Below are 21,163 nucleotides of genomic sequence, written 5' to 3'. Positions count from 1 at the left end.
TCATCCGGTCTGAACGTCGCCGACGTTGAGCCAGGGTCCGTACTTCCACGGCTCGACTGAGAAGGTGTCGTTCGCGTTCGGACAAGTGATTGAAATCTGGCCGCTGCCAGCGGTGATCGACCCAGGGACAGTGGCAACGATGTTCGCGGTCCCTTGTTGCTGCATTCGCGGCACGTTGTAGCAGCGGAACATCGTCACCTGATTCCACGACCCCGGATCGACGTTCTTCCAGTGGTAGGTCAGCACGTTTCCACTGCGAGTGAGCCACGTTTGCCAAGGATTGGAAGTCGCCGAGCCGGACGCAGAACCACTTGCACGTGACGGGTCCGCCGCATCAGTTCGAATGGTGACAGTGACATTGACGGTGTTCCGAGACCCGAGACCATTCACGGTGTAGCTCGTGAGCCCAGCTCCGCCAGAAGTGCCCCCGCCACGGGAATCGGAGACTTGGACACTCGTCACGTTCCGCCCGTTTCCATCGACCGCCCACGTGAAGGCCACGGTGCCGTCGCTGCCGGAGCCCACAAGGTTCCGCACGATCGGCGCACCGTAGGGATTCACGGGATTGGAGGAGGCCGCGGGCCCCGGGGAAACGCCTTGGACCGTCGACTCGCCCCAGACTTGGATCGTGTAGGTCGTGCCGTTGGTCAGCCCGGTGATGGTCCCGGACGTCGCACTGCCGAAGGAGCCCGTGAGGCCTCCAGGGCTCGTCCTCCACTTCCAATTGACCTCGCTGGAACTGCTTCCATTCAGCGCCCCGGGTGTGAACGAAACCTGCGAGCTGTGGTCGCCTTCGGTCGCCATGACCGACGTCGGAGCACCCGGGGCGTTCGCTGCGCGTCGTGGGGCGGAATCGGCACTCGGTGCCGAACTGCCGGCCTTGTTGCGCGCGGTCACCGAGAAGGTGTAGTCGGTCTGGCTCGTATCGACCGTGACGTTCTGGCTTGTGCCGGACACGGTCAGTGTGTTCAGGACCGCTCCTCCCCGCTTGACCGAGAGCGTGTAGTCGGCCACGGGATCGCCGTTCGCGGAGCCTGGCGGCGCCCACGAGACGGTGATCTGCGCCTGGGATCCGACGGGAGTGGACGGCGTCGTCGTCGGCTGGGCCGGCGCGTCAGGGACGCCAGCAGGGATCATCGCCGCCGAGTACGGGCTCCATGCCGAGGGTTCGGGCGCGCGGTTGTTCGCCTGGACGCGGACCTGATACGAAACACCGTTCTCAAGCCCGTCCCACACGAGCGAATTGCCCGTGACGCCCGTCTTCTGAATCGCACCATATTGCGGCGCTGGCGAGATTTCGAGCGTGTAGCTCGTGACGGGCGATCCGTGGCTAGCAGGAGTGGGCCACGACACCGTGAGTTTCTTGTCTCCGAACACGAGGGCTGGGGCCGACGGGGCGTCTGGCCTCGCGTCCGGCCGTGCAGGCGCAGACGCTGGGGACGGATCGGAGACGCCGACGGCGTTGGTCGCGGTCACGGTGAACGTGTACTCGACGTCGTTGGTCAGCCCATCGAGCGTGCACGTGGTTGCGGCGCACGACTTCCGGTAGCCGTTCTGCGAGGTCACCGCGTAGCCGGTGATGGGCGAGCCGTTGTTGGCCGGTGGCGCCCACGACAAGACAACCGTGCTGTCCTGAATCGAGCTCACGCTGGGCGTGGCGGGAGCCGCCGGCTTGCCCTGGACGGTCAGTTTCACGTGCCCCTCGACCTCGCGTTCGGGGGCTTTCGTGGCATCCTGCACGCGGTAGCTGACCACCATGGTCCCCACGAAGTCCGAGGACGGCGTGATGGCGAGCTTGCCGTCTTCAATCGCGGCAGTGCCTTGGCCCGAGTCGACGTTCGCGCCGACAAGTTGAAGAGGCGTCTCCGGGAACGGGTTCAGGTCATTGGCCAAGACGTCGACGACTGACTTCTGGCCCGCCTTCGCGTCGGACACCGAATAGTCGTTCGCCACGGCGAGCGGTCTTGATGAGGCGATGGTCGCCAAGGTGAACCTGGCCGTTGAAGGCGCAGCCACGCCGTCGCTCACTTGAACGGTGAGATCCGCGGAGGTGCCGCGGGGAGTCGACGAATCGGCCTTCACGAACAGCGTCTGGCCATCGATCCTCCCCGAGAATCCCTTCGGGACCGCCCCCTGGATCTGGTAGTTGAGGTGGCCCAAGAGACTCGGGTCAGGGTCGCGCGAGAGGCGAGTGAGATTGAGCTGCACCTCGTCTTCGCCAGGCGCCACGTCAACGGTGGTACCGAACAGGGTGGGGGAAACGTTCTGCGCGGGCTTCACCAGGATGGGAATAGATATCGTGGCCGTCACGCCCTTCGCGTCGTCAGGGCCTGTCCCGTCGGTGACTTTCGCAGTGACCACATCCGGGCCGTAATAGCCTGGCGCCGAAACGTAGACGAACGTGTGCTCGTCCTTCAGCAGCGACGCACCATTGGAGTGCATGCTTCGCACACTGTCCGCGGTTGCGACGCGCGGCGTATGGCCATCCCTGACCCGCACGACGTCGCCCAGGCTGATGGTGAGGGCATCGCCGCTCTTGACCTCGAGGGGATTCGTCACCGTCGCCTGGGGCAAGAGCTCGTTCCGCCCGGGCACGTGGATGAACGCGGACGCGGTCATCCCATCGAGGTTCGTCACCGTGTACAGGATCAGCTGCGACTCGTCGGCCACGTTGACATGCACGACGCCCCCTGAACCGAGCGACGCGTTGGGATCGTTGACCGAGACCTTGAGTTCGGATGCAACGCCGTCCGGATCCTCGTCATTCTCTAGTACCGGCACGTCCACGCCCGTCTTGCCGAAAACGTCCGTTCGCGCGACATAGTCGTCCCGCGCAATGGGTCGCTGCAGAGGCGCGTTGTCGCTGACATTCACCACGAGATCGCCGACGGCCTTCGCGCCCGACGTGTTGGAGACCGTGTACCGCAGGGTATAGGCCCCCGGCTGCGTGGGTGCCGTCACGAGCACTCTGTCCTGGACCACTTCGGCCTTCACGTGGTCAGGCACGGTCAGCCCGTCGGGAACGAGGTAGATCCCATCGCCGTTCGGATCGCTGTCATTCGAGAGGACGGGGACGGACACTGCGCGCCCAGGCTTCACGGTGACCGAGTCCTTGACGGCATAGGGCGCTTGAATCGTGAAACTCGGCGGCGCGATCCCGACCGTCACTGTGCCGACAGCTTCTGCACCTAGGCGGCTGCGGACCACGTACGTGAATGTGTCCCGGCCGGACGAGTTGGGGTACGCCTCATAGTTGAGCCACGTGTCGCCGACGGTGACACGTCCTTGCTTCGGAGCGTCGCGCTGGCCGATGAGTTCCACCGAATCCCCGTCGGGATTGATGCCGTCCAAGGGCACCGGAATCCTCACGGTGGTGCCCGCAATGACACGAGCCGTGATGGGCTGTGGCCGAGGCGCGGAGATGTGGGAATCGTCCCGCGGAACGACCTGGATCGTCACGTACCCGGCGGTCCGGTTGCCCTGTGAGTCGCCGACCTCGTACGTGACGTGCACCGTGCCCGGGTTGTTTCCGGCCTTGAACCGAACCTGGTCGCCCGCAATGAAGGCAACGCCTTCGCTCGGCGTGGGCTTCGGTTCGACCAGGTCAGGCAGCAGCGTGAGGCTGTCCCCGTCAGGGTGATAGTCGTTGCGAAGCACGTCGACATTGACGACGTCGCCAACCCTCACCGTTGCCGACGTATCGACCGTCACGGGCGGGCGCAGGACGGCGGGGAGCGGCACGGGGAGGACGAGCACGTCACCGGTGGCAGCCTGACTTCCGTTGGACACCGTGTAGTGGAACAGCACGGGGCGCGTGAGGCCGGCGGAGTCCGTCACCCTGATGACCCTGTTCTCGAGCACCTGGGCCGAGATACCGAGGCCAGCGGGCACCTCGACGGACTGCACGATGAGTATCCCACCCGATGGATCGCTGTCGTTTGCGAGCACGTCCACGAGGGTCGAGCGCCCTACGGGGAGCATCGCAACGGCCCGCACTGCGACAGGGCGGCTGTTTCCACCATCAGCGAGCACATCAATGCGGATAAGGCCGACGGCGGAGTTCGGCCCGTCCGTCACGAGGTACTGCATGTAGTACACACCAGGCGTCGCCGTCTCGAAGGTGATCGTCCCGGCGTCGAAATCCGCGGTGATCGTCGCTCCGGAAACCGAATCGTACTTGGCGAGTCGCAGCGGCGCTCCAGAAGGGCTCACGTCGTTGAGCAGCGGTGAGATCGTGACCGGCGTGGACGCCACCGTTGTCGCGTGATCCGCGTTGGCGATAGGGCGCAACGAGCCCTTGGGAAGCACCTCGACCCGCACGACGCCCTGTCCGTCGGCCATGCCGTCCGAGACCACGAGGTTGACGTCCTTCACGCCGGTCTGATTGGAGACCGCGGAGAAATCGATCACGCCGTTGCTGCGGTACGTCACCCGGTCGCCGCTCGTTGTCGTTGCCGACTTGAGGAACATCTCATCGCCATCGGGGTCGCGCCATCCCCGCAGCGCGTCCTGCTGTATCGAGGCGCCAACCTCGACCTTGATGGTCTGCGGATGCTTGAGCTCGGGCGGAAAGTTCTCTCGAGCGGGATGTACGGTCAGCGTGACTTTCGCCTCGGCGGTGCCCCCTCGCCCGTCGTCGACCCGGTAGCGGAACGTGACTGTCCCGCTGGCGCTCGTCGGCACCGCAACCTGGAGGGCAGCGCCATTCAGAGCCGGCTGAATCTCGAATCCGGCGGGCGGCGATCCCGCGAGAGAGGCCGAGAGGACATCACCGTCCGGATCGGAACAGTCCTCGGTCACCGGCAGCAAGGCGGTCCGACCGGCGCGCACGCCATACTCTTCGTCGACCGCGACCGGGGGATGGTTCTGATCGCTCCGCTTCGGGAGGGTCACCTGCTTGTCCGGACTCTTCTCCTCTTGCGTGTCTTGGATGTCCGGCGGTGGAACCACGTCGTTCCAGTTCTGGACCAGGAGCATCTTCTGGGAGACGAGCCACACGCCGCCGCTCTGGACATCGTTCAAGACGACAACATCGCGATTCACCCGGAAGACGAGTTTCGCGTTGCGAGGCGCGTTCGCCACGACTCCTGACTCCGTCGTGCCGCCGCAATCCCGCACATAGGCAGAGGCGCCAGACCACGCTGCGTACGAGCACCCGTTAAGCCATACCGGTGCCGCAGGGAACGAATTGTCGTCGGCCTTGGGCGCCCGGGTCACCTTGGGCGCGCTTCCGTCGAGCGGCTGGGAAACGAGAGCGGTCGGGGTGGCCACGAGCACCCGATCCGCGGCTTGGCTGTCCTGCTGCAGCACACCGCGCGTTCCATCAGGCACGGCAACGTCCCGGCCGCCCGGAAGAAAGAGCCGGCCGGATCCAGCATCGAGCACGGCCGAGTCCGGGCCTACAGCCGCAATCGACACCTTGGCATCGGCGGCGAGGCTGCCCAGCTTGCGGGAGGCCTTCTGGGCATAACCCTGCCCGTCCGAGGCGAAGTCAAGAACCTGTCCGTCGGCCGGGGAAACGGCGTGGATCACGCCGTCGAGCCCCACGGTGACCGCAGCACCATCGCCCAGTTTCGCGAGGGGGTCCGCCCCTTTGAGGCGGATCCCCTCGATCCCCGTGGCTGGGAAGGCATAGAGGTCACCGTGGTCGAGCACCGCTACGGTGCCGCCCCCGGCGGCGACACTGGATCCGGCCGACAACGCCGCCGTCCCGCCCAGCGTCACCGTCGCCGGATCGAGTTGCTGAATCGTGGAGTTGGCCCGGTCGTAGACAAGGACGGTGTTGCCCTGCTGAAGGATGTCGTATTCGGGCGCCTTGGCGCGGACGCTTGAATCGAGGACCCGCGAGGGGAAATTGAGGTGCCCCACGAGCAGGTCCGACTGCTTCGTGACCCACACCCCGCCGTCGTTGAGGCTGAGATCAGCCGAGCGCAGGCCGTCGTAATGGATCGCCAAGATCGAGACGGCCAGTGAAATGCCCGCCAACGTCGAAACGGATGCCATCGTGCGGCGCCGGGCACGCAGCGCTCTGAGGTTCCACATTTCGTCCCCCCTTGGTCTCTTGGCGGTCTGCCACAATCATGGGCACCGTCAAGTAGAACCTTTAGCAGGTGGGGGCGCAATGGGGCAAAATCCCCATCATTGGGTCGACACGAAGTCACTTTGGGGTGCAACTGGAAGGTCGATCAAGCCCATGTGCTACTTATAAGTCTGTGGATTTTCGATCACTCGCTCCGGTAGGAGTTGAATTCGTTATGAATGGGGATCTTCAGCGGGCGCTTGGCGTGAACCTCCGCCGCATTCGCACTGAACAAGGCATGAGCCAGGAAGCGTTCGCCGACACCGTCGGCGTTCACCGCACGTACATGGGCGGCCTTGAGCGGGGAGAGCGCAACGTCACCCTGAAGGCGGTCGAGAGGATCGCAGAGATCGTCGGCCGCGATCCCCTCGACCTCCTCCGGCCTTCCTGAAGAAAGGCACCGGCCAGACTTTACAAAATCAGTCATGCTATGACGGATTTGGCAAAGCTCCCATCGGGGTGCATTTTGATTTGCGGCACCCACCGGATCATGCGATCATCATCGTTTTGAACTCGCCACGAGAGCATTACCGGAAGGTTTACACCAGCTCACAGGCTGACGACGATGACCGTTGAAGACGCCTTGCTGCAATCGAGCCAGAATATAAGAGAACACCCATTTTAAAAACACCGGAATGGGACGCCTCACGTCCGGCTGAGCGCCTCCACCTCCGCGAGCGAATCCGCGAGCGTCTCCACGAGGATGCCGACCTCGCCCGGCTCGATCGCGAGCGGCGGCCGCATCTTGAGCACGCTGTCGGTGCGGCCGATCCGGCTGATGAGGACGTTCCGCGCGCGCATCGCCTCGACGATGGCCTTGGTCCGTCCCGGGTCGGGAACCGCCCCCGCTTCCCCCACCGGCCGGTCGTAGACGTCGAAGCCGAAGAACAGGCCCTCGCCCTTCGCGGGCCCGATCCACGGGTGGTCGCGGCGGAGCCCCTCGAGCGCCGCCCGGATCCCCGCGGCCCCGGAAGCGGCCCGCTCGACGAGGCCTTCCTCGGCGAGCACGTCGAGCACGGCCTGGCCCGCCGCGGCCGAGACCGGATTGCCTCCGAACGTGTTGAAGTACATATTCCGCGGCCCGAACTCGTCGAGGAGCGCGGCCGAGAGCGCGACGGCGCCGATCGGGTGACCGTTGCCCATGGGCTTGCCCATCGTGACGAGGTCCGGGACGATCCCGTGGTTCTGATGGCCCCAGAACGATCGGCCAGTGCGCCCGAATCCGGACTGCACCTCGTCTCCGATCACGAGCCCGCCGGCGGTTCGGACCCTCTTCGCGAGCCCCGCGACGTACCCCGAGGGAACGCGGTTGAGGCCCTCCGTCGAGAAGAGCGAGTCGAACAGCACCGCGGCGACGCCGTGCCCCGCTTCCTGCAGCGAGGCGATCGCGGCGTCAACCTCGGCCAAACTCGAGGCGAGCACTTCGGCCTCCGGCCGGCTCGCGTCGGCGGCGTCGAGATCCGGGACCCGGATCGGGCGGACGTGGGCGCCGAGGCCCTCGTGCGCCACGAGCCCGGTCGTCGCCACGGCGAGGGCCTGCGTGTGCCCGTGGTAGCTGAAGTCCGAGATCAGCAGCCCTCGAGCGCCCGAGTGCTGGTTGGCGATACGGAGCGCGAGATCGTTCGACTCGGAGCCGCTGTTGGTGAAGATGATGCGGTCGAGGGGCGCATCGAGGGTCGCGAGGAGGCTCTCGGCGTAGTCCACAACGCGATGGTTGAGGTACCGCGTGTGGATGTTGAGCGTCCCGGCCTGCTGCGCGATCGCCTCGACGACGCGCGGATGCGCGTGCCCCACGTGCGGGACGTTGTTGTAGCCGTCGAGATAGCGCTGGCCGTCGGCGGCCGTGAGCCACACGCGCTCCGCACGCACGAATTCGAGCGGCTGGGCGTAGAACAGCGGGCTGTACGGGCCGAGGGTCTTGTAGCGGCGTTCGAGGAGGTCTGCCAACGGTCTTCCTTGCTTTCTGTGAGCGGCGGGTTCTACGAGCCGACGGGGAGGTCGGTCCAGCCCGTGCTCCCCGTGTCGAGATAGGTGCGGGCGGCCGCGGCGATGCGCGGCGCAAGTTCGGCGACGTGGAACGCGGTTGCCTCCTCGTCCGGCCGTTCGACGGACCACGCGAGATACGTGAGGGCCCGCGCGAGCAGGAGCGGATGCCATGCGAGGGCGTCCTCCGGAGCGAGAGGGCGTTCGACGGCGTAGCCCGCCAGGACCGCGCGGATCATCGCGTCCGCGTCGGGATGGCCCGTGAAGAAGAAGCAGGCCGTCGCGATGTCGAAGACGTACCAGCCCTCCCCCATGTCGTCGAAGTCGATGACGACGAGGCCGGCCTCATCCCGCAGGACGTTCTCCATCGTGAGGTCGGCGTGGATCGGGCCGTAGGTGCGCGCCGAGCGCTCGAGGCCCCGCAGCTCGCGGGCCAGGCGCTCCTCGGCGGCCCGCACGAGCGAGCGCGTTGCGCCGTCGAGCGCTGGAAGCTCGCTCGCGCGCCCCCAGACCGGCGACTCGCCCACGAGCCCCTCGGCGTCCCACGCCGGGCGTTCGTAGCCCTCGGGCGTCCCGACGTCCTCGGCGCAGCGGTGCATGAGGGCCATCGTGCGGCCGAACTCCCGGAGGGTCTCGTCCGAGGGCCTCGCCCCGCCGAGGAACACGCGGGCCGAGTCCCCGATGGGGCTCGCGTCCCGGACCCACGCCTGCATCGTCGCCTGCCACGGTTCGCCCTCGGGGCCGACCTGCGCAACATACGGGCCCGCGAGCGAGCGGACCGGGGCGGGCACGCGGATGCCCGCGGACGCCATGAGCCCGCACACGGCCGCCTCCGATTCGATCTCACGAGCCGTGCGGTAGCCGGGGCGGTGAAGCTTGAGGGCCCAGTCGCCGTCGTCGTTCGTCACGCGGAACACGTGGTTCTCCCGCCGCGTGACGAAGGCGATGCGCGAGCCGGGCGCACAGCCGAACGCTGCTGCGGCGTCCCGTGCCGTCGCCTCGAGGGCGAGCTGTTCTGCCTGGTCGGCCGCGGTCACGCGCTCACCTCGGCGAGCTCCGCGTCGGGCTCCTCGCCGCCCGCCCGCTCGATGTCCTCGGCGAGCCCCGCGTACGCGGCGGGGTTGCGCTTCCGCAGCGCGGCGGCCGCGACGAGGCCGCCGACGACGGCGAGCGGCAGGAGCGCGGGAAGCAGCCCGATGATCGGGGCGTCGGAACCCGCGAGGATCGGGAAGTTGACGATCGCGAGCACGACGATCACTGCAAGACCCACGAGGCCCAGGCCGGGCGCGACGAGCGTCGAGAGGATGCGGGGATCCCTGCGGCGCCGGAAGAAGACGACGATCGCGAGGGCCGCGAGCAGCTGGAGCGCGAGGATCGCGAGGGTCCCGAAGCCCGTCATGCTCGGCACGAGGGACGCGATCGGGTCGAGCCCCGCAACCGCGAAAGCCCCGGCGACGAGCGTCGCGAACACGAACTGCGCGATCGACGCGATTTGCGGGACGCCGTTCGAGCGGGTCCGGCTCAGGCGCTTCGGCAGGATCTGCGCGCGGCCGAGGGAGAAGAGGTACCGCGTCGCGGAGTTGTGGAGGGCCATGAGGGCCGCGAAGAGGCTGATGAGCAGCAGGACCATCATGATGTCGGTCAGCACGGGGCCAAGATAGTGCTGCGAGAGCGAGAAGACGAGGTCTCCCGTGGCGAGGTGGTCCGCCGCGGCGCCCTGCGCCTCTGCGGTTCCGGTCGCGCTCACGATCGCCCACGTCGTGAAGGCGGCGAACAGGCCGATGAAGATGATGGCGGTGTAGGTGGCCCGGGGAATGGTCTTGAGCGGGTTGCGGGCTTCCTCGCTGAAGAGGCCCGTGGCCTCGAAGCCCACGAACGTGTTGGCCGCGAACAGCAGGGCCACGCCGACCGCGCCCGAGAACACGGTGGACGGCGAGAACACGTCGAAGGAGAAGCCGCTCGTGAAGAGGACCGCGAAGTCGAACACGAGCAGGATCGAGACCTCGAGGACGAGCGAGACGCCGAGCACCTTCGCGCTGAAGTCGATGCCCTGGCGGCTCAGGAGGAACGCCGCGACGACCGAGACGAGGCTCCACACGAACCAGTGCACGTCCCAGCCCGTGAGCGAGGCGATGATCGTCTGCATGAAGAAGCCGCTCGTGCCGACGGCCCCCGCGACGAAGAAGTTGTAGCCCAGGAGTGCCACATAGCCGGCGGCGACGCCGGCCGGGCGGCCCAGGCCCTTGACGGTGTAGGCGTAGAAGCCGCCCGCGCTCACGACCTCCTTCGACATGCGCGCGTAGCCGACCGCGAACAGCAGGAGCGCGGCGGTCACGAGGAGGAAGGCACCGACCATCCCGGCGCCGTTGCCGAGGGCGATGCCGAGGGCGGCGATGACGACGATCCCGGTCAGGGGTGCGACCGCAGCCAGGACAAGGAAGACGACCCCGGCGACGCCGAGGGAGTTGCGGGCCAGCACGGTATGTCCGCGTTCGCTGTCAGCCATAGTGACTCTCCTCACAAAGAGTTGTTGAACTGAGAGTACAGCCAATAGACGCTCGATATAAGTTCCTTCATCGAAATTTAACTTACGGCGACGTCGGTGCGCTGCGGCGAGCCTCCGCGCGTACGCTGAACGGGATGGCCAGAGAAACCACGCCGCTCCGCGAGCGGCAGCGCGCACGGACCCAGAGCGACATCCTCGAAGCGGTGATCGAGGTGATCGCCTCGTCAGCGGCGGACGGCCCCCTCATCGAGCAGATCGCAGCCGAAGCCGGGGTCTCGCGAGCCACGCTCTACGCGCACTTCCCCGGCGGCATGGACGAGCTCGCCACGAAGGCCTACGAGCGCGCGGCCCTCCGGTTCATCGAACGCGTCCGGGAGCTTCAGGCGGTCGCCGGGACGTGGAGCAACCGGATCGTCGCCCACGGCCGAGCCATGGTCGACATTGCCGAGAGGGGACCGCTCGGGCGCTTCTACAACGTCTCGGCGGCGCGCTACGCGAGCGTCGCGGCCGTGAGCGGTATCGGCTCGCAGGCCTCCCACGACGACTTCGTCGCGGAACTCTCGGCCGCGCGGGACCTCGGCGAGCTCGCCGACGTCGACCTCGACGAGACAGCCCACCTGCTCACGGGAGCCGTGCGCGTCATCGGCGTACGCGCCGCGGAATCGCCCGCGCTCGGCCTCGCGAGCCTTCACGCCTTCGAGCGCCTCGTCGAGGGCCTCCGCGAACCGGGGCCGCGCGCGCGCTCCTAGCCGTGCTCGGCGCGGGCACCGCTCGCCCAGCGCGGCAGCGGATCGGGGTACGCCATCCACGCGAGCGGCCCTTCGGCGAGCTCGCGGTCGGTCAGGGCGCACGCGTCGAGCGCGCTGGTGAGCCCGTCGCGATCGAGGTCGAGGCCGACGACGGCGAGCTCCTGGCCGATGGCGAGCATCCCGCCGTCGCCCGTGGCCGGGAGGGGCTCGAGCCCGATCACGCCGCCCACCTGCTCCCATTGCGCGAGGATGCCGGGGCGCGACGCGAGCGAGCAGAAGCCGGCCGAACGGACCAGGCGGCCAAACCGCCCGTGCCCGATGTCGCCGTCGAGCGCTTCCGCGAGCCGCCCCGCATGGAAGGGCCGCATCTGCTCGTAGACGAAGCCGCTCACGCGGGAATCTGTCATGTACGGCACGAAGTCGCGGTTGATGAGGCGCATCCAGCCAGCACCATCCTGCTCGCGGCCGACGCTGCCGAGCTCGAGCTCGAGGTTTGCCGCGGGCTGGTCGAGGCGGAGCCTCGCGCGCGGGGCGAGGTGGTTGACGAGCGCCATGAGGGTCGAGAGGTCCGGCGTCGGGAGCGGCTCCCAGTTGACGAGCACGACCGTCGACGCGAATTCGATGCCATGGACGAGCCGCTCCGCAGCGGTCGACGCGCCCTCTTCCGCGCCGTCGTCGTCCGCGAGGTCGTCGAAGAAATGGGCGACGTCGACGACGGCGACGAGCTGCGCGAGGCGTGCGCCGCCGGCCGCGCCGTGCCCATCAGCCTCGTCCCCCGCGAGCGCGCCGATGAGTTCGACGGCGTCCCACCGCCCCGCGGCGTCGAAGACCGCGGCCTCGCACTGCGGCCCGTTGCCGATGGCTGTTGCGAGGGTCTCTGCAAGGCGGCCCGCCGGAACTGACCGGAGCGCCTCGACGACGGGCCACCGGTTCGCCGCGGCGAGGCGGCGGGCATACCCGCGCCGCTCCTGCGCGCACACTCCGACGACGGCGACGATGCTCACCACGGGCCAGGCCTCCTTCGATCATGGGAATATCCGTGGCCCAGTGTACGCTACTGATAATCGTTCCCATTAACGGAAGGAGGACCCATGAAGGTCCGCGCATCCATCAGGTCCCTCAAGAACCAGCCTGGCTCGCAGGTCGTGAAGCGCCGCGGCAAGGTGTTCGTGATCAACAAGAAGAACCCGCGGCTCAAGGCCCGCCAGGCCTGACGGCGATCGCGTCCGCCGCCCTCCCGTACCATCTGTGAGGTGGAGAGCGAGTACGACGTCATCGTGATCGGTGCCGGGGCTGCCGGCGAGAACGCCGCGGACCGCGTGGTGAAGGGCGGGCTCACCGCGGCCCTCGTCGAGAGCGATCTCGTGGGCGGCGCGTGTTCGTACTGGGCGTGCGAGCCGTCGAAGGCCCTCCTCCGGCCCGGCACCGCGCTCCACGCGGCCCGCCGAGTACCCGGCGCCCGCGAGGCCGTGACCGGCCAGCTCGCCGTCGAGGCCGTCCTCGCGCACCGAAACGACGCCGTGAACTCGTGGGACGACAGCTCCCAGGCCGACTGGGCCACGGGCGCGGGCATCACCCTCATCCGCGGCCGCGCGCGCCTCACGGGGGCGAAGCGGCTCTCGGTGGCCGACGCGGCGGGCAACCATTTCCCGCTCGTGGCGCGCCACGCCGTCGTCCTCGCCACCGGCTCGACGCCGTCGATCCCCAAGGTGCCCGGCCTCCAGCACGTGAGCCACTGGACGACGCCGGATGCGACGAGCGCGCGCGAGGTCCCCGAAAGCCTCGTCGTCCTGGGCGGCGGCGTCGCGGGCTCGGAGCTCGCGCAGGCCTTCGCGCGGCTCGGCTCGCGCGTCACGGTCCTCGCGCGAGGGCATCTCCTGAGCGGCTTCCCCGAGGACGCGCGATCGCTCGTCGCGACGGGACTGCGCGAGGACGGCGTCGAGATCCTCGAGGGCGTCACCCCCGAGCTGATCGAGCCAACGGACGACGGCGGCGCTCGCCTCACGCTCCCCGACGGCCGCACGCTCGAGGCGGCCAAGGTGCTCGTCTCGGCCGGCCGGCGCCCCGCGCTCGACGGACTCGGGCTCCCCGCGTTCGGCATCGAGCCCGCCTCGCTGCGCGTCGACGAGACCGGGCTCGTGATCGGCAACTCGTGGCTCTACGCCGTCGGAGACTGCTCGGGCCGTGCGATGCTCACACACCAGGGCAAATACCAGGCGCGCATCACGGGAGACACGATCGTGGCACGCGCCCGCGGCGACCTGGACGGCCGTCCCGCGGCGTGGAGCCGGCACGCCCGCACGGCCGACGAGCTCGCCGTGCCGCGCGTCGTCTTCACCGATCCCGAGGCGGCCATGGTGGGCCTCAGCGAGGAAGAGGCCTGGGAGCACGGGATCCGGGTCCGCGCCGTCGATCTTCCGATCTCGGTCGCGGGCGCGTGGCAGCACGCCGTGGACTACGAGGGGTGGGCACGGTTCCTCGTGGACGAGGACCGCCGCACGATCGTCGGCGCGTGCTTCGCGGGCCCCGACGTCGCCGAACTGCTTCAGGCGGCGACGATCGCGATCGTCGGCGAGATCACGCTCGAGCGGCTGTGGCACGCGATTCCGGCGTTCCCGACCGTGAGCGAGGTCTGGCTCCGCTTCCTCGAGGCGTACGGACTCTGAGAGGCCCGGGCGGGCGACGCGACGCCGTCGCCCGCCCGGGCATCCGCTCAGAGCTGGGTGTGCGCCGCCGTGGCCGGATCGCCGCCGATCCGTGCTCCAGAATCGAGCGCGCTGATCCGCTCGAGCTCGTCGGGGCCGAGCACGACGGCGACTGCGGCAAGGTTCTCGCGCATCCGCTGCGCGCTCGTCGTCTTGGGAATCACGATCGTTCCCTGCGCAAGGTGCCACGCGAGCACGATCTGGGCCGGGGTCGCGCCATGGGCCTCCGCCACCGCCCGCACGGCCGCGGCGTCAAGGTCCCCGCCCTGCCCGAGCGGGCTGTAGGCCTCGACGGCGATCCCCCGCGAGCGGCTCCGCGCGGCGAGTTCGCGCTGCTGGAACGTCGGGTGGAGCTCGATCTGGTTGACGGCGGGAACCACGCGAGCGGACGCGGCGAGCGCGTCGAGGTGCTCGGACAGGAAGTTGGAGACGCCGATCGAACGGGCCACCTGATTCGCCTGGAGCTCCTCCATCGCGCGCCATGCGCTCACGAAAAGCCCCTGCGACGGCACGGGCCAGTGGATGAGATAGAGGTCGAGGTAGTCGAGGCCGAGGGCGGCGCGGCTGGCCTCGAACGCCTCGAAGGGCCTCCCCTGCTCGCCGTTGCGCAGCTTCGTGGTGATGAAGAGGTCCTCGCGGGGAATTCCGGACGCCGCGATCGCGGCGCCGACCCCGGCCTCGTTGCGGTACGCGGCGGCGGTATCGATGTGGCGGTAGCCCGCCGCGAGGGCGTCCTCGACAACGCGCTGGGTCTCCTCGGCGGGCACCTGGAAGACGCCGAAGCCGAGCTGCGGAATATCGGCGCCGTCGTTGAGCGTGACGGTGGGGACGGAGATTCCTGGGGTGGTCTGCATGATGGTTCCTTCGTGAGTTTCAGATAGAGCTTGATCGGGGTTCCATGGCTTCTACGCTATGGACCGGACCCCGGCCGTGTCAGGAGGGAAGGACCACCCTCCCGTTCCTAGGAGTCGGAGACCTACGCTCGCGGGACTAATCTGCGCGGCCTCGCGGTTCACGCCTATGGGCGGCAGGACGCCCGCGCCCCTCTGCGACCGACCTAGAGATCCGGACTCATGACGACGACACGCACCGACGTAGGCTTCCGCTCCGAACGAGGACCCATCCTCATCGCCCTCATGCTCTCGACGGGCCTCGTCGCGATCGACTCGACCATCGTCGCCACCGCGGTGCCGTCCATCGTGAAGGACGTCGGCGGCTTCTCGTCGTTCCCGTGGCTGTTCTCCGGGTACATGCTCGCACAGGCCGTCTCGGTGCCGGTCTACGCGAAGCTCTCCGACATGCTCGGCCGCAAGCCGATCATCCTCGCGGGCATCGGGCTCTTCCTCCTCGGCTCGATCCTGTGCGGCGTCGCCACGACGATGCCCGCCCTCATCGCGTTCCGGGTGATCCAGGGGCTCGGCGCGGGCGCCGTCCAGCCGATGTCGATCACCATCGCGGGCGACATCTACTCGCTCGCCGAACGCGCCAAGGTCCAGGGATACATCGCGAGCGTGTGGGCGATCTCCTCCGTGATCGGCCCGACGCTCGGCGGCGTCTTCGCCTCGCTCGGGCTGTGGCGCGGCATCTTCCTCATCAACATCCCACTGTGCCTCCTCGCGGGGTGGATGCTGTGGCGCGCGTTCCACGAGAACATCGAGCGCACACAGCATCGCGTGGACTACCTCGGCGCGAGCCTCCTGACCGGCTCGATGACCCTGCTCATCCTCGGGGCTCTCGAAGGCGGGCAGGCGTGGGCGTGGGATTCTCCCATGAGCTTCGGGACGTTCGGCGTCGGCGCCGTCCTGTTCGGTGCGTTCCTCGTCGCGGAGCGGCGCGCCGCCGAACCAGTCCTCCCGCTGTGGGCAGTCTCGCGCCGGCTCCTCCTCACGACGACGCTCGTCTCCTTCGCCGTCGGCGCCGTCATCCTCGGCCTCACGTCCTACGTGCCCACCTTCCTCGAGGGCGCCCAGTCGGTCTCGCCCATCCTCGCGGGGCTCGCCCTCGCCGCGCTCACGATCGGCTGGCCCATCAGCGCGTCGCAGTCCGGGCGCCTCTACCTGCGGATCGGGTTCCGGGCGACGGCCACGATCGGCATCCTCATCGCAGTGGCGGGCGCCGCCGCCCTCGCGTTCACCGCCCACACGCCGAACGTCGTGCTCGTCGCGGCGAGCTGCTTCGTCGTCGGCCTCGGGATGGGGCTCGTCGCGACGCCGACGCTCATCGCCGCGCAGTCGAGCGTCGAATGGAACGAACGGGGCGTCGTCACGGGGACCAACCTGTTCGCCCGGTCGATCGGCAGCGCGCTCGGCGTCGCGGTCTTCGGCGCCGTCGCGAACGCTATCTACACGGGAGCGTCCAGCGGGGCCGCGAGCGGCGGCGACCATACGCTCCCGATCGTCCCGGCCTCCGCCGCGGTGTTCCTCGCGGTGCTCGTCAGCACGGTACTCGCCGTCGTCGCCGTCGTCGCGATGCCCCGAGACCGCGGCGGCGCCGACCGCGAGAACGAGCCGTCCGAGGCGGCCAGCGAATCGTCGCAGCCCGCCTAGGACGCGAAGTCCTACCCTTGCCATAGCACCCCACCGGGGTCGAGACCAGAATGGAACCATGGGTCAAAGCGCGGAATTCGGCCGCTTCCTCAAAGCCATGCGCTCACGGCTCTCGCCCGAGCAGGTGGGAATCTCCGCCGTCGACCGTGGACGGCGCGTCCCCGGCCTGAGGCGCGAGGAGATCGCGCGGCTCGCTGGCGTGAGCACCGACTACTACACGCGGCTCGAGCAGGGGCGGAACATCCACCCGTCCCGCTCGGTGCTCGACTCAGTGGGCAGGGCGCTGCACCTCGACGAGAGCGAGCACGCCCACATGATCGACCTCCTCGAGAACTGCGCGAAGTCCCAGCGCAGGCCCGCGCCCGCCCAGCACGTGCGGCCCGCGCTCGCGCAGCTCCTCGACGCGGTCGGCAACGTGCCCGCCCTCCTGCTCGGCCGGCGCACCGACGTCCTCGCCGGGAACCGCCTCGCGTACCTCCTCCTCGCGGACTTCGCGGCGATGCCTCCGGAAGAGCGCAACCTCACGCGGTGGATCATCCTCGATCCGCTCGCGCGCGAGCTGTTCTCCGACTGGCAGGTCGTCGCGGCGGAGGCCGCCGGCGCGCTGCGGGTCGACGTCGGCCGGCATCCCAACGATCCCCGGGCGAATCAGCTCGTCGGCGAGCTCGCAGTGCATAGCGAGCACTTCCGGCAATGGTGGGCGGGCCACAGGGTCGTGACCGAGTACGCGGGAATCCTGCGGATGCACCATCCGGTCGTCGGGGACCTCGAGCTCGACTTCGAGGACCTCGCGCTTCGGCACGACCCGGACCAGACCCTGAGGGTCTTCACGGCCAGGCCGGGCTCGCCGTCGGCGGATTCGCTCGCGCTCCTGGGAAGCTACGGTGCGGAGGCACCGTCGTCGCGGGCAGGCCAAGAGTCGGCCTCCCCCGCCGAGGACAGAATCTAGCCGCCCCCGCCCAACCCGTGGCCACGTCCCACCCAACCCGTGGCCACGTCTCACCCAACCCGTGGCCACGTCTCACCCAACCCGTGGCCATTGGCCACGCATCCGGCGAGATCTGGCCAACCGTTGGGTGAGAGGTGGCCAACAGTGCATATTTTGAACTGACCAGTCAGTTTGATTAAACTGGGAGCATGCTTTCAGTTCGTGAGCTCCGCATGGCCGGGCGCCGGGCCGATCTCGTGGCCCCCACCTCGTTCGGCGCCCCCGCCGGCGCCCTCACCCTCGTCCAGGCCAACGGCGCGGAGACCCGCACCGCACTCGCCCTTGCCGCGAGCGGTCGCTTCGCGCCCGACGCAGGCCTCGCCGCCTGGGGCGCGCCGAGCACGCCGAAGAAGAACCTCAGGTCGCTCCGCCGGGCCAGCGCGCTCGTCGACTCGCCGAGCATCAACGAGGCCGAGCGGCACGTGAGCGTGCGCGGCCTCGTCGCGGAGGACCTCGCCCTCCTCCCCCGCCGCGGCCGGGCCTTCGACGCGGACGCGTGGCTCACCGTGCACGCCTTCGAGGACGTCGCCCGCGCGTGGGCCCACGAGCTTCCCCCGCGCCGCCGCGTCGAGCTCCTCACCGAGCTCGCGCTCGCCGACCCCGCGGTGCGCCTCCTTGTCGTCGACTCCCCGGACCGCCACTCCGACCGCATCGAGGACTGGCTCCCCCGCCTCGAGGCCCTCGCCGAGAATCCCGGGCGCGAGCTCGCCGTCGTGGCGATCGTCGGCGAGGTGCCGATCGGCTGGGAGGGGCGTTCCGCCGTCGTCGGCAATGCGGCCGAGGCTTCCGCAGCTGCCGGGGAGGCCGCAGAAGCGGAGGTGGCGCTCGCATGACCGTCATCCGCCTCGCCCGCTCCGAGCTCCAGCGCATGACCTCGGGCCTCCTCCCGAAGCTCGTGATCCTCGCCCTCACGATGGTCCCGCTCCTGTACGGGGCCGTGTACCTCTACGCGAACTGGGATCCGTACTCGAACATGGGGCACATCAAGGCCGCGCTCGTCGTCGAGGACCGCGGCGCCACGACTCCGGACGGATCGCGACTCGAGGCCGGTGCGAAGGTCGCGGACAGCCTCGTCGAGCGGCACGTCTTCGACTGGCAGCGCGTCCCGGACGTGCAGACCGCCGAGGCCGGAGTCCGGAACGGCACGTACTCGTTCGCGCTGCGCATCCCCGCGGAGTTCTCCTCCAATCTCGCCTCCCCCGCGAGCTTCGACGCGGCCAAGCAGGCCATGCTCGACGTCACGACGAACGACGCCAACAACTACCTCCTCTCGACGATCGTCGACAAGGTCACGAAGGCCGTCCACGACTCGGTCGCGAAAGAGGTGGGCACAGAGACCGCGAACAAGCTGCTCACGGGCTACGGCACGATCCACACGCAGATGGTCCAGGCCGCGGACGCCGCGGGGCAGCTCCGCGACGGCGCCGGCCAGGTGGCCGACGGCGCGAACCGCCTCGCCGACGGAACGGCCCAGCTCCGCACGGGCGCGGCCCAGCTCGCGGACGGGCAGCAGCGCCTCCTCGACGGCTCGCTCGCCCTGCGCGACGGCGCGGGCCAGCTCGCGGGCGGCCTCGACACGCTCCAGCGGAAGACGGCGTCGCTCCCCGCGGACACCCAGAAGCTCGCCGACGGCGCCGCGCAGGTCGCAGCGGGCAACGCGGTGCTCAGCCAGAAGCTGCAGGGTGCGGCCACGGCGGCGGATGCCGCGCAGGCCCAGCTCCAGCAGCAGGTGAGCGATTCGCTCGCGACGCTCGTCGCGAACGGCACGATCACGCCCGCGCAGGCACAGCAGGTCGGCGCGCAGCTCGGCGCCGCGACGCAGTCTCCGACCGTGCAAGGAGCCGCGGCCCAGCTCCACGCGGCGGCCGGGCAGGTCGCCCAGCTCGCCGCGGGTTCGCAGCAGGTGGCCGACGGCGCGCGGCAGCTCGCAAACGGGATGCCCGCCCTCACGTCCGCGATCGGCCAGGCCGACGCGGGAGCCCATCAGGTCTCGGCGGGCGCGGCCCAGCTCGCGGACGGCGAGCAGGCCGCCGTCGTCGGCTCACGTCAGCTCGCCGACGGCGCGGCCCAAGCGGACGACGGCGCGCAGGCACTCGCTGCGGGCGCCGCGAAGGCGCACGACGGCGCGGCCCAGCTCGCGGACGCCCTCGCCGCGGGCTCGGGCAAGGTCCCGAACCCGAGCTCCGCGCAGAAAGACAACCTGTCGCAGGTCATTGCCGACCCCGTAGCCGTCAACAGCGTCTCGCAGGCCAAGGCCGCGACGTACGGCGCGGGCCTCGCCCCGTTCTTCCTCTCGCTCGCGATGTGGGTCGGCATCTTCATGCTCACGCAGGCCATGCGGCCCGTCACGAAGCGCGCGCTCGCCTCGAACGCGCCCGCGTGGAAGATCGCGATCGGCGGCTGGCTCCCGTTCGCCCTCGTCGCCGCCGCCCAGGCCACGGTCCTCACGGCCGTCGTCGACTTCGGGCTCGGCCTCCAGCCTGCCCACCCGTGGCTCATGTGGCTCTTCATCATGCTCGGCGGCATCGCGTTCAGCGCGCTCATCCAGGGCATCGTGTCCTTGCTCGGCTCGGCCGGGAAGTTCGTGGTGCTCATCCTGCTCATCCTGCAGCTCGTCTCCTCGGGCGGCACGTTCCCGTGGGAGATGGCACCCGCGCCGTTCCAGGTCGCTCACGCGGTCCTGCCGATGGGATACGTTGTGACCGGAATGCGACACCTCATCTACGGCGGCGACCTCTCCGGGATCCTCCCGCTCGTCGCGGGGCTCGTGGGCTACACGCTCGCCGGCGCGGCGCTCAACATCCTCGGCACGCGCAGGAACATGACGTGGCGGCTCAAGACCCTCCAGCCGGAGATCGCAGTATGAGCCCGGCAGCGGGGGCCGCACACGGCCCGGCGCGGACCGGTCGAACCGCAGCCACGAAGCAGCGCCTGTTCGAGGCGGCCATGGAGCTCATCGGGCAGCGCGGGGCCGACGGCGTGACGGTGGACGAGATCGCCGCGGCCGCCGGGGTCGCGAAGGGCACGGTCTACTACAACTTCGGGAGCAAGAACGAGCTCGTCGAGCAGCTCCTCCGGCATGGCATGAGCCTGCTCATGGAGCGGCTCTCCAACGGCGGGGCGTCGCCGTCGTCCGACCCCCTTGACGACGTGCGCGGCGAGATCGAACGGGCGCTCGGGTTCATCGCGGAGTACCCCGCGTTCGTGCGGCTGTGGCTCGGCGAGCAGTGGAGGGCCGACGGCGCGTGGCAGGGCCTGCTCACGGAGATGCGGGCCGAGGTGCTCGCCGTGATCGAGGCCGGGGTGCGGCGCGTCGCGGCGGACCGCCCGCTGCGGGCACGCGTCACGCCGGGCGGAGTTGCCGTGGCCCTGTTCGGGGCGGCGTTCGTGACGGGCATGGACCGGGCGGCGTACCACCGATCGCGCAGCCTCGACGAGGCGAGCGAGGCGGTCTTCTCCCTCGTCTTGGGTACGCTCGAGCCGGGCTCGGGCCGCTGAACCTCGCGACCGTCCGTCGGCAGCAGGCCGTCCTTGGCGTCAGGCCAGACGGAGACACCGAAGGGCTGCCCCGCTGGGTTCAGCGGGACAGCCCTCGGTTCGGCGCCAG

The 21,163-nt window shown here is 69.3% G+C and carries 15 protein-coding genes; 9 read left to right on the top strand and 6 right to left on the bottom strand.

Going from position 1 to position 21,163, the window contains the following annotated elements:
• On the bottom strand, window positions 1-6,042 hold the full coding sequence (locus tag SPF06_RS16780) for an Ig-like domain-containing protein (RefSeq protein WP_323280281.1): 6,042 nt from the start codon (window positions 6,040-6,042) through the stop codon (window positions 1-3).
• 212 nt (window positions 6,043-6,254) lie between these two features.
• Here SPF06_RS16780 and SPF06_RS16775 point away from each other — a divergent pair, with 212 nt between their 5' ends.
• A complete protein-coding gene (locus SPF06_RS16775) occupies window positions 6,255-6,470 on the top strand; it encodes a helix-turn-helix domain-containing protein (protein WP_323280280.1) in 216 nt (71 codons plus the stop codon).
• 254 nt (window positions 6,471-6,724) lie between these two features.
• Here SPF06_RS16775 and SPF06_RS16770 read toward each other — a convergent pair whose 3' ends face one another.
• Genes SPF06_RS16770 through SPF06_RS16760 form a run of 3 tightly spaced genes read right to left on the bottom strand, consistent with a single transcriptional unit; the run spans window position 6,725 to window position 10,568 of the window.
• Window positions 6,725-8,026: an aspartate aminotransferase family protein gene (locus SPF06_RS16770; protein WP_323280279.1), complete on the bottom strand. Its 1,302-nt coding sequence runs from the start codon at window positions 8,024-8,026 to the stop codon at window positions 6,725-6,727.
• A gap of 32 nt (window positions 8,027-8,058) precedes the next feature.
• On the bottom strand, window positions 8,059-9,099 hold the full coding sequence (locus SPF06_RS16765; RefSeq protein ID WP_323280278.1) for a phosphotransferase enzyme family protein: 1,041 nt from the start codon (window positions 9,097-9,099) through the stop codon (window positions 8,059-8,061).
• Window positions 9,096-10,568 carry an APC family permease gene (locus SPF06_RS16760; protein WP_323280277.1) on the bottom strand — a complete coding sequence of 491 codons (1,473 nt, stop codon included), beginning with the start codon at window positions 10,566-10,568 and terminating at the stop codon, window positions 9,096-9,098. Before SPF06_RS16760 ends, SPF06_RS16765 begins: the two co-directional genes overlap by 4 nt.
• A 134-nt stretch (window positions 10,569-10,702) precedes the next feature.
• On the opposite strand from SPF06_RS16760, the gene SPF06_RS16755 reads away from it, so the two are divergent.
• Window positions 10,703-11,317, top strand: a complete 615-nt coding sequence (locus tag SPF06_RS16755; protein WP_323280276.1) for a TetR/AcrR family transcriptional regulator — start codon at window positions 10,703-10,705, stop codon at window positions 11,315-11,317.
• On the opposite strand, the gene SPF06_RS16750 is transcribed toward SPF06_RS16755, so the two are convergent.
• Window positions 11,314-12,324 (bottom strand): GTP-binding protein, encoded by a 1,011-nt coding sequence (locus tag SPF06_RS16750; RefSeq protein ID WP_323280275.1) that lies wholly within the window; start codon window positions 12,322-12,324, stop codon window positions 11,314-11,316. The genes SPF06_RS16755 and SPF06_RS16750 overlap by 4 nt on opposite strands.
• A gap of 84 nt (window positions 12,325-12,408) precedes the next feature.
• On the opposite strand from SPF06_RS16750, the gene ykgO reads away from it, so the two are divergent.
• Both ykgO and SPF06_RS16740 read left to right on the top strand, forming a co-directional pair.
• Window positions 12,409-12,531 (top strand): type B 50S ribosomal protein L36, encoded by a 123-nt coding sequence (ykgO, locus tag SPF06_RS16745; RefSeq protein WP_323280274.1) that lies wholly within the window; start codon window positions 12,409-12,411, stop codon window positions 12,529-12,531.
• 30 nt (window positions 12,532-12,561) lie between these two features.
• Window positions 12,562-13,983, top strand: coding sequence for a dihydrolipoyl dehydrogenase family protein (locus SPF06_RS16740; protein WP_428985788.1), 1,422 nt, complete (start codon window positions 12,562-12,564; stop codon window positions 13,981-13,983).
• Between the two features lie 47 nt (window positions 13,984-14,030).
• Here the strand turns inward: SPF06_RS16740 and SPF06_RS16735 are convergent, their stop codons facing one another.
• Window positions 14,031-14,876 (bottom strand): aldo/keto reductase, encoded by an 846-nt coding sequence (locus tag SPF06_RS16735; RefSeq protein ID WP_323280272.1) that lies wholly within the window; start codon window positions 14,874-14,876, stop codon window positions 14,031-14,033.
• Window positions 14,877-15,095: 219 nt separating this feature from the next.
• Between SPF06_RS16735 and SPF06_RS16730 the strand changes: the two genes are divergently transcribed.
• The 5 genes from SPF06_RS16730 to SPF06_RS16710 all read left to right on the top strand — a co-directional run bounded on the left by SPF06_RS16730 (window position 15,096) and on the right by SPF06_RS16710 (window position 21,054).
• Window positions 15,096-16,568 carry an MFS transporter gene (locus SPF06_RS16730; RefSeq protein WP_323280271.1) on the top strand — a complete coding sequence of 491 codons (1,473 nt, stop codon included), beginning with the start codon at window positions 15,096-15,098 and terminating at the stop codon, window positions 16,566-16,568.
• A 58-nt stretch (window positions 16,569-16,626) separates the two neighbouring features.
• Entirely contained in the window at window positions 16,627-17,517 is an 891-nt protein-coding gene (locus tag SPF06_RS16725; RefSeq protein WP_323280270.1) for a helix-turn-helix transcriptional regulator, read from the top strand.
• A gap of 188 nt (window positions 17,518-17,705) precedes the next feature.
• The gene (locus SPF06_RS16720; RefSeq protein WP_323280269.1) at window positions 17,706-18,389 is read left to right on the top strand and encodes an ABC transporter ATP-binding protein; all 684 of its coding nucleotides are present in this window, start codon (window positions 17,706-17,708) and stop codon (window positions 18,387-18,389) included.
• Window positions 18,386-20,422: a YhgE/Pip domain-containing protein gene (locus tag SPF06_RS16715; RefSeq protein WP_323280268.1), complete on the top strand. Its 2,037-nt coding sequence runs from the start codon at window positions 18,386-18,388 to the stop codon at window positions 20,420-20,422. The genes SPF06_RS16720 and SPF06_RS16715 overlap by 4 nt, the downstream gene beginning before the upstream one ends.
• Window positions 20,419-21,054: a TetR/AcrR family transcriptional regulator gene (locus SPF06_RS16710; RefSeq protein WP_323280267.1), complete on the top strand. Its 636-nt coding sequence runs from the start codon at window positions 20,419-20,421 to the stop codon at window positions 21,052-21,054. The genes SPF06_RS16715 and SPF06_RS16710 overlap by 4 nt, the downstream gene beginning before the upstream one ends.
• Window positions 21,055-21,163 lie beyond the last annotated feature (109 nt).

Origin of the sequence: Sinomonas terricola (assembly GCF_034931225.1) — a bacterium.
Classification (GTDB): domain Bacteria; phylum Actinomycetota; class Actinomycetes; order Actinomycetales; family Micrococcaceae; genus Sinomonas; species Sinomonas terricola.
Note: the sequence above shows the minus strand (reverse complement) of the source record. Positions and strands in the feature narration are given on the sequence as shown.

Coding starts and splice junctions, on each gene's coding strand:
- SPF06_RS16780 (WP_323280281.1), bottom strand. CDS start 6,042: ATGTGGAACCTCAGAGCGCTGCGTGCCCGGCGCCGCACGATGGCATCC.
- SPF06_RS16775 (WP_323280280.1), top strand. CDS start 6,255: ATGAATGGGGATCTTCAGCGGGCGCTTGGCGTGAACCTCCGCCGCATT.
- SPF06_RS16760 (WP_323280277.1), bottom strand. CDS start 10,568: ATGGCTGACAGCGAACGCGGACATACCGTGCTGGCCCGCAACTCCCTC.
- SPF06_RS16755 (WP_323280276.1), top strand. CDS start 10,703: ATGGCCAGAGAAACCACGCCGCTCCGCGAGCGGCAGCGCGCACGGACC.
- ykgO (WP_323280274.1), top strand. CDS start 12,409: ATGAAGGTCCGCGCATCCATCAGGTCCCTCAAGAACCAGCCTGGCTCG.
- SPF06_RS16735 (WP_323280272.1), bottom strand. CDS start 14,876: ATGCAGACCACCCCAGGAATCTCCGTCCCCACCGTCACGCTCAACGAC.
- SPF06_RS16730 (WP_323280271.1), top strand. CDS start 15,096: ATGACGACGACACGCACCGACGTAGGCTTCCGCTCCGAACGAGGACCC.
- SPF06_RS16725 (WP_323280270.1), top strand. CDS start 16,627: ATGGGTCAAAGCGCGGAATTCGGCCGCTTCCTCAAAGCCATGCGCTCA.
- SPF06_RS16720 (WP_323280269.1), top strand. CDS start 17,706: ATGCTTTCAGTTCGTGAGCTCCGCATGGCCGGGCGCCGGGCCGATCTC.
- SPF06_RS16715 (WP_323280268.1), top strand. CDS start 18,386: ATGACCGTCATCCGCCTCGCCCGCTCCGAGCTCCAGCGCATGACCTCG.
- SPF06_RS16710 (WP_323280267.1), top strand. CDS start 20,419: ATGAGCCCGGCAGCGGGGGCCGCACACGGCCCGGCGCGGACCGGTCGA.